At 56.6% G+C, this 13,553-nt stretch carries 11 protein-coding genes; 5 read left to right on the plus strand and 6 right to left on the minus strand.

The annotated features are described in order from the left end of the window. Positions 1–13: 13 nt before the first annotated feature. Complete coding sequence (locus GTQ55_RS15285; RefSeq protein WP_161859507.1) at positions 14–1,732, plus strand: glycoside hydrolase family 43 protein; 1,719 nt, start codon at positions 14–16, stop codon at positions 1,730–1,732. A 183-nt stretch (positions 1,733–1,915) separates the two neighbouring features. Beyond that, a complete protein-coding gene (malT, locus tag GTQ55_RS15290; protein ID WP_161859508.1) occupies positions 1,916–4,642 on the plus strand; it encodes an HTH-type transcriptional regulator MalT in 2,727 nt (908 codons plus the stop codon). Between the two features lie 35 nt (positions 4,643–4,677). Here malT and GTQ55_RS15295 read toward each other — a convergent pair whose 3' ends face one another. From GTQ55_RS15295 to GTQ55_RS18010, 3 genes are all read right to left on the minus strand, one after another. After that, positions 4,678–5,346, minus strand: a complete 669-nt coding sequence (locus GTQ55_RS15295; RefSeq protein WP_237567709.1) for a hypothetical protein — start codon at positions 5,344–5,346, stop codon at positions 4,678–4,680. A 505-nt stretch (positions 5,347–5,851) separates the two neighbouring features. Then, complete coding sequence (locus GTQ55_RS15300; RefSeq protein WP_183946669.1) at positions 5,852–6,520, minus strand: hypothetical protein; 669 nt, start codon at positions 6,518–6,520, stop codon at positions 5,852–5,854. Positions 6,521–6,778: 258 nt separating this feature from the next. Beyond that, positions 6,779–7,036 (minus strand): hypothetical protein, encoded by a 258-nt coding sequence (locus GTQ55_RS18010; RefSeq protein ID WP_237567710.1) that lies wholly within the window; start codon positions 7,034–7,036, stop codon positions 6,779–6,781. A gap of 108 nt (positions 7,037–7,144) precedes the next feature. Here GTQ55_RS18010 and GTQ55_RS18015 point away from each other — a divergent pair, with 108 nt between their 5' ends. Next, positions 7,145–7,267: a LuxR C-terminal-related transcriptional regulator gene (locus tag GTQ55_RS18015; protein WP_237567711.1), complete on the plus strand. Its 123-nt coding sequence runs from the start codon at positions 7,145–7,147 to the stop codon at positions 7,265–7,267. A gap of 16 nt (positions 7,268–7,283) precedes the next feature. On the opposite strand, the gene GTQ55_RS15310 is transcribed toward GTQ55_RS18015, so the two are convergent. From GTQ55_RS15310 to GTQ55_RS15320, 3 genes are all read right to left on the minus strand, one after another. Then, entirely contained in the window at positions 7,284–8,186 is a 903-nt protein-coding gene (locus GTQ55_RS15310) for a hypothetical protein (protein WP_161859511.1), read from the minus strand. A gap of 65 nt (positions 8,187–8,251) precedes the next feature. Next, positions 8,252–9,157 (minus strand): hypothetical protein, encoded by a 906-nt coding sequence (locus tag GTQ55_RS15315; protein ID WP_161859512.1) that lies wholly within the window; start codon positions 9,155–9,157, stop codon positions 8,252–8,254. Between the two features lie 9 nt (positions 9,158–9,166). After that, positions 9,167–10,348, minus strand: a complete 1,182-nt coding sequence (locus GTQ55_RS15320) for a hypothetical protein (protein ID WP_161859513.1) — start codon at positions 10,346–10,348, stop codon at positions 9,167–9,169. Positions 10,349–10,648: 300 nt separating this feature from the next. Between GTQ55_RS15320 and GTQ55_RS15325 the strand changes: the two genes are divergently transcribed. Next, entirely contained in the window at positions 10,649–12,301 is a 1,653-nt protein-coding gene (locus tag GTQ55_RS15325) for an alpha-amylase family glycosyl hydrolase (RefSeq protein ID WP_161859514.1), read from the plus strand. 575 nt (positions 12,302–12,876) lie between these two features. Next, positions 12,877–13,482 (plus strand): L,D-transpeptidase family protein, encoded by a 606-nt coding sequence (locus GTQ55_RS15330; protein WP_237567712.1) that lies wholly within the window; start codon positions 12,877–12,879, stop codon positions 13,480–13,482. Positions 13,483–13,553: the final 71 nt, after the last annotated feature.

Genomic DNA, 13,553 nt, shown 5'->3' on the forward strand with positions numbered 1-13,553 from the left:
CGGTCGCGAAATCATGAAAAAAACAAAAGCAGGTTTATTCGCTGCACTGGTGATGTCTTTTACTGCGAGCGCGAATTCCGAAAACGCTTATTCCGAGAACCCTGCCACCTTCGACTGGTTCGAATACCGCGGCAATGACGCCATCTTCGAACAGCCGCTGGCAAAGGACGAATACCGCAATCCCATCCTCGCCGGCTACTACCCGGACCCGAGCATCGTGCAGGTGGAAGACGACTACTACCTGGTCAACTCGAGCTTCGCCCACTACCCCGGCATTCCGATATTCCACAGCCGCGATCTGGTGAACTGGACCCAGCTCGGCCATGTCATCGACCGGCCCGACCAGGTGGACTTTGCCGGCCTGGGTATTTCCCGCGGAATTTTCGCCCCGGCCATCACCTATAACGAAGGCACCTTTTACCTGGTGACCACGTGCGTGGATTGCGGTGGCAACTTTGTCGTTACTGCGGAAAACCCCGCTGGCCCCTGGTCGGACCCGGTGTGGCTGCCGGAGGTCGGCGGCATTGATCCGTCGCTGTTTTTTGACGACGACGGCAAGGCCTACATCATCAATAACGACGCCCCTATCGGCGAGCCGCTGTACGATGGTCACCGCGCCCTCTGGGTACAGGAGTTCGACGCGGAAAAGCTGGCAACGGTTGGCCCACGCAAGCTGGTCGTCAACGGTGGCGTGAACCTGGCGGACAAGCCCGTGTGGATCGAAGGACCGCACCTGTTTCGCAAAGACGGTCAGCTGTACCTGATCGCCGCCGAGGGCGGCACCAGCGTGAATCACTCGCAGGTTGTACTCAAAGGTGAATCCCCATTTGGCCCGTTCACACCCTGGGATAAAAACCCCATTCTCACTCAGCGTCATCTCGACCCGGATCGCCAGAACCCGGTCACCTCCGTAGGGCACGCCGATTTCGTGCAGGATGCGGACAACAACTGGTGGGCGGTGTTTCTCGGCATCCGTCCCTACGAGGGCGATTTCTACAACACCGGCCGCGAGACCTTTCTGATGCCGGTGAACTGGGAGGACGGCTGGCCGGTGATCACCCGCGGCGACCAGCTGATCCCCACTATCGCAAAGCGTCCGGCGCTGCCGCCGCAAGCACCGGGGCCGCTGCCGCTGACCGGCAACTTTACCCAGCGCGACGAGTTTGACTCGCCAAAGTTGCCCATGCACTGGCTGCAATTGCGCAACCCGTCGCCGAAGTCCTGGCTCAGCCTGGAGCGCGCGCCCGGCAGCCTGCAGCTCACCCCCACCGCGACGTCTCTGGGCGACATCGGAAATCCTGCCTTTGTCGGCCGCCGCCAGCAGCACCTGTACGCCAGCGCCACGACACAGATGCAGTTTCAGCCACAACGGAAAAATGACCGTGCGGGCATGGCAGTATTCCAGAACCGGGAGCACTTTTATTTCTTCGGGGTCACCGGCAATGCCGACGGCAGTGCGGACCTGATCGTCAGCCGGCGGGATGGTGAGGGACAACACCAGGGCAAAACCATCGCCCGCAGGGCCCTGGCTACCAGCACCGGCAAACCCGCAGACATCGAACTCCGGGTCACGGCCCGCGACGCGGAGTACGACTTCCACTACCGCGTAGACAGCGGCGAGCCGTGGCAGCCGCTATTGCTGGCAGCAGATGGCAGGGTAGTAAGCACTCGCAACGCCGGAGGCTTTGTCGGCGCGCTGATCGGGCTGCACGCCTATCGCGCCGAGCCCTGAGCAGCGACACCCGGACAAGAGTGACCGGGCAGGCACGACCGAGCCGCTCCTCCCCCCGGGGGGAGGACGCTCACCGAGTAGGGGGGTGGCACACTAAAGTTGTACAATTGCGCCTCCCGGGGTTCCAGTGTGGTGTAAAGAGTGTGGGAACCCCGGACCAAGCCATGCTGATCGGTCATTGCCATGCTCCTAGCCTCCAAGTACAGCCTACCCGACTGCCCGGAACACACATTACAGCGGCCCCGGCTGCTGTCGTTGCTGGAGCAGAGCCAAAGTGACCAGCTGCTGCTGGTTACCGCCCCCGCCGGGTACGGCAAGACCACACTGGTCACTTCCTGGGCCACAGAGCAGGATAATCCGGTGGCCTGGGTCTCCCTCGACAGCGGTGACAACGAGCCCGGCCAGTTCTGCCGCTACCTGGTCGAAAGTGTGCACCGCGCTACCGGCAACGGTGTGCCGGAAACCAGCAGCATCGTCTCCGCGCAACCGAATTCCGACCCATCACTGGTCATCAGCCAGATGCTGGCAGAACTGCGCCAGCTCCCCAGTGAGCTGCGCATCGTCCTCGACGACTACCATCAGATCGACAACCCCGTGGTGCATGATGCAACCCGCTTCCTGCTACGCCACGCCCCGGCCGGTATCGGCGTGGTCATCACCAGCCGAAGCCAGCCGCCTCTCGGGCTCGGCGCCTTGCGCCTGCAGGGCCGCCTGCTGGAACTGACCGCAGAAGACCTGGCCCTGACCCAGGAAGAAACCGAGCAACTGCTTGCCCGGCGACTGCCATTCACCCTCGGCAGCGACCGGGTGGCACAGCTTCACCAGCTGTCCGAAGGCTGGCCTCCTGCAGTGCAGATGTTCGCCCTATCCGTGCGTAACCAGGAAGAAGTGGACCGGTACCTGGGAGAGCTGGAACAGGGCCACGGGCATATTCTCGATTACCTGGCGGAGGAAGTGCTGGAGCGGCTCGACCCGGAACTGCGCCAGCTACTTGCCCGCACGTCCATACTCACCCGGGTCAACGGCCTTCTGGCGGAGCGCCTCAGCGGCCAGAGTGGTGGCCAGCAACAACTGGAAACCGCGGCCAGCCGCGGACTGTTCCTGCAGGCACAGGATTCCAGCCGCCAGTGGTTTCGCTTCCACCCGGTATTCGCGCGCTTCCTGCAGCGCCAGCTCTCCGATGGTGACGAGCTCAACCGCCTGCACCAGACTGCCAGCGACACCTGGCAGGAGCTCAAGCAACCGCTGGAAGCGCTGCGCCATGCGCTCCTTGCAGAAGACCGCGAACGGGTTCACCAACTGCTCGCCGAGCAGGGCGAGCGATTCCTGCGCGAGGGACAGTTCCGGGTACTGAACGACAGCCTGAGCTGGCTCGGCGAAGAGCAGATCAAGCGCTACGCCCCGTTCGCCCTGCTGGCCGCGCGCCTCGCCCGGGATAACTTTGACTACGAGCAATGCAGCAAGCTGCTGGCCTCCTCGGAAAGCTGGCTACAGCGACAGGATCCCCAGCAATGGCAGGCCTATGAAGGCGCCTTTGCGGCGATGCGTGCGCAGGTTTCTGTCTCCCGCGGGCAGACCCTGAAGGCCAAGGAGTACGCGCAGGAAGCACTGGAGCTACTGCCACCTGACCAGGACAACGAGCGCATCGCAGCGCAACTGGTGATCGGCGAAACCAGCTTCTGCCTCGGCGAGCTGGATCAGGCCATGCATCATATGGAAGCGGTGGAGAAGGCCACGCTTGCACGGCAGGACATTCCCAACGCGGCCTGGGCCCTGTGCCAGCAGACGGAAATTGCCTTTGCCAATGGCCTGCTGAAAAAAGCCGCCGCGCTGCAGGCCCGCGCCCAACAGCTGGTCGAGGAACACCACCTGGTGGGCCTGCCAATCTCTGAATTTATTTATCGCCTGAAAGGGCAGCTGCAATGGGAAGCCTGTGACCTGGATGGCGCCGCGGAATCTGCGCGCCGCGGTATGCAGATCAATCGCAAGGTTGGTGAGCGCTGGCTGCTGCCGGAATACACACTGTTATTGAAAGTCGCACTGGCGCGCGGCGACAAGGACGAGACCCTGGAATGGTTGGAGCGGGTGGAACACCTGCTGGCCGGCGAAAAATACCACCGCGACTGGGTCGCCAACGCCGATGCCGCGCGCATGCGCGTGTGGCAGGCGCTGGAGAATACCGAGGCCATCGCCAGCTGGCAGGAACAGGCGGAGCCCGTCGCCGACCGCCCTGCCAATCACTTTGAGCAGTGCTATGGCCGCAACCATGTGCGCGCACTGATTTCGCTGCATCGCTGGTCTGACGCCAACCGCGTACTCGGACGCCTGCAGCAGGTGGCGGAAGAGTGCGGTTTGATCACCGACCAGCTGCGCAATTGCGTACTCGCCGCGCACCTGGCGTGGCTGCGGGAACGCCGGCAGCCGGCGCTGCAAAATATGCGTGCGGCGCTCACCATTCTGAAAGACAGTGACCTCATCGCCAGCGCCTTGCAGATCGGCAAACCGCTGATCGTGATTCTCAAGGCGGCACTGGAGGAAACCGGTGCGGACGCCCTTGATGAAGCCCTGCAGGAAAAAGCCCATCAATTGATCAAGCTCGCCCAGCAGCAGCCGGAACTCGGCGGCGGTATCCGTATCGAGCTGGATGAAACCATCGTGCGCGAAATCCTCGCCAGCGACGCCGTCCCCGACTTCCTGCGCCACTCGCCCCTGACCCCAAGGGAGTGGCAGGTCCTCAATGCCATCCACTCTGGCCTCTCCAACGAGCGCATCGCGAGACACTTCAAGGTAGCCCCCAGCACCATCAAGACGCATATCCGAAGTCTGTACCAGAAGCTGGATGTGAAAGACCGCCAGCAGGCCATTGCGCTGGCGGAGCAGCTATTGCGCTCGGTGCAGGACAAGCCCTGAAGTAAAGCCCCTGGCCCGCAAATAAAAAGCCGGTTTTAACAACCGGCTTTCAGGGTCTTTTGCATTTCCGGAGCGTCGCATGGCTCCGGTGGATAGATATTGGTGGGCCACTTCAGCGGGGCGAATTCTTTGCACAACTGCATGTTGCCGACTTCGGCCTTTATCTTATCGACTTTAGTCTGAGCTTCGGGACCAAGTTCCAGCGTGATGCTGTTGAAGACATTATCCTGAAGCTCTTGCAATGGACCGGTATCGAAGGCCACTTTGCCTTTCTCATCGCAGCTGTAATACTCCTGAACAAAGCAGACTTCTACGAAGTGTTTTTCGGTAATCGGGAACACAAACAGCTGATCAGGTAGGGCAAGATCACTAACATCTTCACCTTGCCTATAAATCTTGAAACTGGCACTGGGAACAGGAAGGTGGGTGTGGCTATGCCAGTCAACGGGGCCGTGGTACCGGGGGATATGGGCCATATCATCTTCCCAGTTTTTATGACCGTAGCGATCATTCAGATAATGCACCAATACTGTTTCAAACGCCTTGGGATTAAGAAAAGAAATATTTCCAAAAGAAAACTCATCAAAACGCCCCGCCACTGACACACTCAGGTTTAGCTCGCCTTTGCAGCCCGTCATCCACGGCCCATAAAAGGCCCACATTCTGCCCAGCAGCCCGATGCTTCCCCAGCAGTCATTTGCCATCGTCCGAAGCGGGTAATGAGCCAATTCGTTATCAGCCAGAACGTCTTGCCAAGAAGGTACACTTTCCTCTCTAGTTGCTGAGTGCCGAGGACTATGACGAGGCACTTTTAGCTGAAGACAGCTACCACCTAACTTTACATGCTCACTAGGTGCCAACTTAAAGCTAGGCCCCTCGGGAATGCAATATTCATCTCGAGATCTCAATTCAATTGGAGGATACTTCAAAAAATTTCGCATATCCCATCCTTTAAAATTTAAAGCGGCGACGCAAATCCTGCGCCACGCTCTGGCCAACTGAGTAGACCACACCGGAGCCCCCCTTTAAACCAATTGCCTGCATGATGCCCTCTGTTATGCGGGTCCTTTCTGTTTCAAATACGTATACCCGCTACAGAAAGCAGCCTGCATCAGAAACTGGATGCAAATGATCGCCAGCAGGCGATTGCGCTGGCGGAGCAGCTGCTGCGATCAGTGCAGGACAGACCCTGATAAAGAAAAGCCGATTTTAGCAACCGGCTTTCAGGGATTTCTGCATTACAGGAGCTTCGGTTGGCTCCGGCGGATAGATATTGGTGGGCCATTTCAAGGGAGCAAACTCTTCGCAGAGCTGCATGTTGCCGACTTCGGCTTTTACCTTGTCGACCTTGGCTTGAGTTTCCGGGCCGAGCTCCAGCGTAATGCTGTTGAAAATATTGTCTTGTAGTTCCTGGAGCGGGCCGGTGTCGAAAGCGACGTTTCCTTTTGCGTCGCGGCTGAAGTACTCCTGTACAAAGCAGACTTCAACGAAGTACTGATCGGTGACGGGAAAAACAAACAAATGATCAGGTAACGCAAGATCGCTGAAGTCTTCCCCCTGATTGTAAATCTTGAAACTGGCACTGGGCACAGGGAAATGATTATGACGCAGCCAGTCTACTGGACCGTGATGCCGTGGAATATGTGAATCCTCATTTTCCCAATTTTCGTGACCATACAGATCATTTAGATATTGAACCAATACCACCTCAAAAGCTTTTGGGTTTAAAAATGAAAGGCCAGAGAATTGATATGATTCTTTTCTGCCAATGATACTAATACTCAGACTCAAAACACCTTTACAGCCGCTCATCCATGGCCCGTAAAATGACCACATACGCCCAAAAAGGCTGATGTTCCCCCAGCAATTATTAGACATAACTCCCTCTGAATAACGTCCGAGACTCTTGCACAACAATACATCTTGCCACGCGGGAGTATTCACCCTCCCAATCTTCGAGTACCTTGAGCTATGATCAGGAGCCCGCAACGATATTCGATTGCCACCCGCAAGAAGAGAAAACTTCGAGGCCATACGAAAACTTGGACCACGAGGCCTACAATATTCATTATTTTTACGCCATTCGAGCGATGGATATTTTATGTAATTTCTCACACAGACACCTACAAACCCAATTTACGCCGTAAATTTTTTTGACGATCTGCCCCAGAGAAAATGCGACTCCGGCGCCCCAATTGCTGCAGCTATTCCTCCTAGTATAACGCCAGCCAGGCCTCCAAATAACGCGCCAACAGCTCCTACCGGACTCGATACAGCCACAATACTCTTGAGCCATTTCCTTGTATGAAACTCGACCAGCAACAGCCGGAACTGGACGGCGGCATCCGCCTCGAGCTGGACTAAATCATCGTACGCGAGATCGTCGCCAGCCACGTCGTTCCCGCCTTCCTACGTGACTCCCCGCTCACCCCGCGGGAGTGGTAGGTACTCAACGCCATCCACTCCGGCCTTTCCAACGAACGCATCGCCCGGCATTTCAAAGTGGCTCCAAGCACCATCAAGCTCCATATCCGCAGCCTGCACCAGAAACTGGACGTGAAAAACCGCCAGCACGCGATTGCGCTGGCGGAGCGGCTGCTGCGATCGGCCCAGGACAAACCCTGATAAAGAAAAGTCGGCTTTAGCAACCGGCTTTCAGGGATTTCTGCATTGCCGAAGCTTCGGTTGGCTCCGGCGGATAGATATTGGTGGGCCATTTCAGTGGGGCGAATTCTTTGCACATCTGCATGTTGCCAACTTCGGCTTTTACTTGGTTTACGCGCGCCTGAGTTTCGCGACCCAGCTCCAAACGAAAACTGTTGAAAATGGCGCCCTGAAGTTCCGTCATTGAAGAGACATCGAATGTTGGTCGATGATCAGAATCAAAGCTGTAAATTTCTTTTTCAAAACATACTTCTATAAAGTGTTTATCAGTAACCGGGAATACAAACAGATATTCCGGGCAAATCAATCGCTCACGACTGGCTCCTCGACCAATTTTAAAACTCGCACTGGGCACCGGGAGGTGAGTATGACTCTGCCAATCTACGGGGCCGCAAAATCGTGGGATATGGGCAAGGTCATTCTCCCAGTTGTGATGTCCATATCGTTCGTTCAGATAGCGCATCAGGACCATTTCGAAGGCCTTGGGATTAAAAAATGACAGGTTTTCGAAACTGTGTTCCTCAAATCGACCAATTACACCGACACTGAAATTCAGCTCCCCTTTACACCCACTCATCCATGGACCGAAAAAGGCCCACAGACGCTTTACCAGACAGTTTGCCCCCCAATGAGAGTTCGCCAAGACTCCGTTGCCATACCGACTCAGACGCGGTTCGATCAGCACATCCTGTCCCGGCACGGTGCGCACTTGCTCCACAGATCGACGCAGCGGCTTGTGTCTCGGCGCCTGAAAATGCAAGCGACTTCCAGCAAGAGCCAAGGTGGTTTTAGGTGAACCGGAAAAAGATGGCCCATTGGGGATGCAATACTCTTCCCGCCGGCGCCACTCGAGCGGCGGATATTTGAATAAATTACGCATAGCGCCCCTCACCGTTTGAAGTTATAGCCAAAGCTTTCCTCAGCCAGGCAATAAAAAAGTCGGTTTTAACAACCGGCTTTCAGGGACTTCTGCATTTCCGAAGCGCTGGATGGCTCCGGTGGATAGATATTGGTGGGCCATTTCAGGGGAGCGAAGGTTTTGCACAGCTGCATATCGCCGACTTCGGCTTTTACTTTATCGACGCGAGACTGGGTTTCGGGGCCAAGTGATAACGTGATGCTGCTGAAAATATTTTCCTGCAGCTCTTGGAGTGGAGCGGTGTCGAAGGCGACATCGCCTTTTTCGTCGCGGCTGTAGTATTCCTGTACAAAGCAGACCTCAACGAAGTGCTGATCGGTCACGGGAAAAACGAACAAATGATCGGGTAACGCAAGATCGCTGGAGTCTTCCCCCTGATTGTAAATCTTGAAACTGGCACTGGGCACAGGGAAATGATTATGACGCAGCCAGTCTACTGGACCGTGATGCCGTGGAATATGTGAATCCTCATTTTCCCAATTTTCGTGACCATACAGGTCATTTAAATACTGAACCAATACCATCTCAAAAGCTTTCGGGTTAAAAAAGGAAATATTGGAGAAAGCACAGTTTTCAGCACGACCAATCAATGTGGCATTCATTCTGAGCTCCCCCTTACACCCACTCATCCATGGCCCGTAGAAAGCCCAGCTCCGGGCCAGCAAGGAAATTTTCCCCCAATCTCGGTTTGCCATGACACCCTCAGCAAACCGACCAAGCTGCGGATCGTCCAGCACATCTCGGCCAGAAATTACTCGAACCTGCTCTACTGTAGAGCGCCGCGGACTATGACGCGGAGCTTTTATTTGCAGAGTACTCCCGCCAAGCTGTACTTGAGTTCTAGGAGCCCAGTTGAAACTCGGGCCCTGCGGAGAACAATTGGCATGGTTTTTACACCATTCCAATGGCGGGTACTTAATGAAATTACGCATGGAACCCCCTCATAATTTGTACCGTCGACGCAAATCCTGAGCCACACTTTGACCTAGCGCATATATCGCTCCAGCTCCTCCGATTGCAGTAGCAATACCACCTAACATGGCAGCTGTTGGGCTAGTCAGAACTGCAGCCGTTACGCCAACAGGTGTGGAGATGCCCACAACACCTTTGAACCAAGCGAGTGCGTGATGCCCTCGGTTGTAAGGATCATCTTCATTGTTTAAGCGATCACCAGCTACGGAAAACTGACTCAATATACCCCGTGGGCTAAAGCCGGTATTCGCGAAACTCTCATTCAGACTCAGATTCAGTTTATGAGCCAACTTCAGTGCGTCGCCAGGAGAAGTGCGCGGCCTATGTAGATAAGCCGTGTGCCCCTCCAGCGTTACCCCCTTATCGACCAGAATTTGCATGGCCTGGGTCAACACTGCCGACCCGCCAAAGTCTGTCACCCAAGCTACATTTTTCACCTCGCGCGCACTCTCCATACTTGCAGCCAGATGTAAGGCTGATGCGCGGCTATGGTCAATCATCAATGCGCTGTAGCTTCTGAGACCGCCTATAGGTTTAAAACCAGGCGTAAAATGCAGATCAGCACCCCCCTCCAGGATACCCGCCGTATTCTTGCCGAAAAATTCTAATGCCCCCGGGATGCTGTAAGAGGCTGCATCTGTTGCGGATTCATATCCCGAGTCCGCAATGGTTACTAAGCGCCCCTTTTGTTTGTGTACTTTGCCATCTTGAACATATTTAGTCTCCCACCGGTCCCGTCGCTTCCTGACGCGATACAGTCCGAGCTTGCTTCGCTCTTTTGCCGATCCTTTTGCTTCGAAATAGTTATCATCCATCACCAGCTCAGTAATACAAAACTGATCATTCATCCATCGCAGCACGGTAGCCTTTAGCCCCGGCAGAAACACATAGTATTTCTCACTACCGGAACCACGCTGGCGCTCACCGGGTCGCACATACACATTGCTTTTCCCCAGCACGCCGGTGGTCAGCGCGTTCAGTTCCTTTACCGCGATACGCGCCCAGTGGTGGTTGCGGTTGGCAGCCTGCTGCAGCCGGTCGTACACCGGTTGCAGCTCTGGCGTGCAGCGGATTGGTTTGCCCGCGCGTTGGCCGGCGATCAGTGGGAAGTCCTGGGGGGATGCCTGGGAGGCAGGTTGCGGGGTACTCATGCGATTCCTTGCGCTTTTCAGATCCATCTGTGAAAGTGTCAGGAATCTTAAAGAGGGCTAAAATCCCCTTCAAGGATTATTGCGTGCACGCCAGTACCACCCCTGCCGGCCGATCAGGGCCACCTGCCCTACTCATCGCTCCTCCCGCGGGCGCGCAGATACTCCCCTGAATGAACGGTCACACCCCTGGTTTAAGCCGCTTTCACTCCCCCCTCCCCCCCTTTCAGGGAGGAGGTAAGCGACCTGCCACATCGCCATACTGACCCTAACCTAATAAGTATCCACAAATGGACTCAAGGCATGAGCGGTAATCCGAACAGCACTCACAACGGGGAATGGTGGCGCAACAGCGTTATTTACCAGATCTATCCCCGCAGCTTTTGTGACGCCAACGGCGACGGCATCGGCGACCTTCAGGGTATCTGCCAGAAGCTCGATTACGTGAAATCCATTGGTGTGGACGCCATCTGGATCTCACCTTTCTTCAAGTCCCCGATGGTCGACTTCGGCTACGATGTGTCCGATTACCGCGACGTTGACCCTATTTTCGGCTCTCTTGAAGACTTCGATCGTGTGATCGAAGGCGCGCACGAGCGCGGTATCAAGGTCATCATCGACCAGATCCTGAGCCATACCTCCGATCTGCACCCCTGGTTCGAGGAGAGCCGCCAGAGCCGCGACAACCCCAAAGCCGACTGGTATGTATGGGCGGACGCAAAGGAAGACGGCAGTGCGCCGAACAACTGGATGTCCAACTTCGGTGGCAGCGCTTGGCGCTGGTGCACCCGTCGCCGCCAGTACTATCTGACCAATTTCCTGCGCGAGCAGCCGGACCTGAACCTGCACAACCCGGAAGTTCAGGAGCAGCTGCTGGCCGACCTGCGATTCTGGCTCGACCGCGGCGTCGACGGCTTCCGCCTGGATGCCATCAACCACGCATTCCACAACCGCTCCCTGCAGGACAACCCGGCGCGCCCGGTGAAGCTGGACGCGAATGGCCTGCCCCCGGTCAACAGCTACGAATACCAGTGGCACATCCACGACAAGTCGCAGCCGGAAAACCTGGTGTTCCTGCAGCGGGTGCGTGAATTGATGAACGAATACCCCGGTTCCACCACCGTGGGCGAAGTCGGCGATGACAACACCCACAAGATCATGGCCGAGTACACCACCGAGAATCGCCTGCACATGGCGTATTCGTTCGACCTGCTGTCGGAAGACTGCAGTGCGCAGTTCCTGCGTGACACCCTGGAGAAAAACCGCCGTGTGACCGAAGAGGGCTGGCCCTGCTGGTCTATCTCCAACCACGATGTACCGCGCTCGTTCAGCCGCTGGAACAAAGGTTTCGACGCTGATACTGCGATGGCTCGCGCACCGCTGTTCCTGCTGATGCAGTTGATGCTGCGCGGTAGTGTGTGCCTGTACCAGGGTGAGGAACTCGGGTTGCCGGAAGCGGAAGTCGCGTTTGAAGACCTGCAGGATCCATACGGCATCAACCTGTGGCCGGAATTCAAGGGTCGCGACGGCTGCCGTACGCCCATGCCCTGGTTCAATGGTGGCGAGATCAATGCGGGCTTCTCCAAGGTCAAACCCTGGCTGCCGGTGGCGGAAGAGCACTACCACCTGGCCGTGTCCCTGCAGGAAGACGACCAGCACTCGATGCTGAACCGTTTCCGCGCGCTGCTGAAATGGCATGCGGACCTGTCACCGGCACTGGCCACAGCCGACCAGAACATCATTGATACCGCGAATGACCTGCTGATTTTCGAACGCAGCAGTGAGACTGAGCGCTATTTCGTGGTGCTGAACCTGGGGCACGAGGCCGCCAGCTACACCCTGCCAGAAGCATTTGTGGGCGCTGAAGATATTACGCCGGCGGAATTTGCCGGCAGCGTCACCGGCGAAACCGTGGACTTACCGTTGGCTGGCGCACGCGTCTTTCTTCGGAAATAACGCCTCAGCGAACTGCGGAAATAACCCTTCAGCGAAAGGATGAAAAAATTCGACGACTATTGAGCTGGCCCGGAAAAAATTGGGCATAAATTGGCGCGCGGTTTCCCAACTGTACAGAACCCGCGGCCAGTTGAGCGCTCAAAGGATTACCTCTCAATAAGATCGTCAACATGTGTTGCTCTCTCGTCAAAGCACGCTTTCCAGTACTTCTGGATTGTTTCAAGCCGGCTACCCAGCCGGCTTTTTTTTGCCTGCCACCCGCGCGCTTGCCCACACGTTAAAGAAATAACCGCCACCGTCCTCATTCCATTTAAATGTAATAAGCGCCAAACCCCCGACCCTACCATGCCTCTCACTTACCCGGATGCCGTCTGCGGCTGAAGGGCAAGACTCATCCCGCGGCCAAATCGGGAAACACCGACGCGCCGCTTTGGGGAAATTCAAAGGTCAGGTTTGTGCACTCCGGTGCAGGGGCTCGCTCGTCCCATTATTCGCACCGGTCACTCTCGCGGCTAACGCTGCGGCCACCGTGTACGCCGACCTGCAGTTCGCTCGCAAGAGCAGATGAGGTATGCATGCAACGCTCTTCCACTCTCCTGAAAAACGCTTTCAAGAAAATGCTCGTTGGTGGCAGCCTGGTTCTGGCCGCATCCGCCATGTTTGCGCCAGTGGCTCAGGCCGGTGATTATCCCTACCCCTATCAGCAGCACAGATCCATGACGGATGGCAGCGCCTGGTGGCGCCGGGATGTGATCGGAGGATCGCCACATATCATCATCGACATCAGTGAGCAGCGTGCCTATTTCTACAAGGGCGGCCAGCTCGCCGGTGTCTCCCCGGTGGCGACGGGCATCGCAGGTTATCGCACACCGACCGGCAGCTTCCGGGTCTCGGAGAAAAATATCGATCACCGCTCCAACCTGTTTGGACACTATGTGGATCGCGCCGGTTATGTGCGCAAGTCGAGCGTCGATGTGCGTAAAGATAGACGCCCGCCGGGCACCGTGTTCCGCGGCGCATCCATGGATTTCTTTATGCGGATCAATGGAGCAGTCGGCATGCACGCGGGCAAAGTGACGGGCCGTCCGGAATCCCATGGCTGTATCCGCCTGCCATGGCATATGGCGAAGATTTTCTATGAGAACGCCCCCATGGGCACCAAGGTGACCGTTCGCCAATAACACAGCAACAACAAAAAAGGGCAGCCGAGGCTGCCCTTTTTATCGTTTACCCCAGACTCCCCAGCACACTG

The organism is Microbulbifer hydrolyticus, assembly GCF_009931115.1.
Taxonomy (GTDB): Bacteria; Pseudomonadota; Gammaproteobacteria; order Pseudomonadales; family Cellvibrionaceae; genus Microbulbifer; species Microbulbifer hydrolyticus.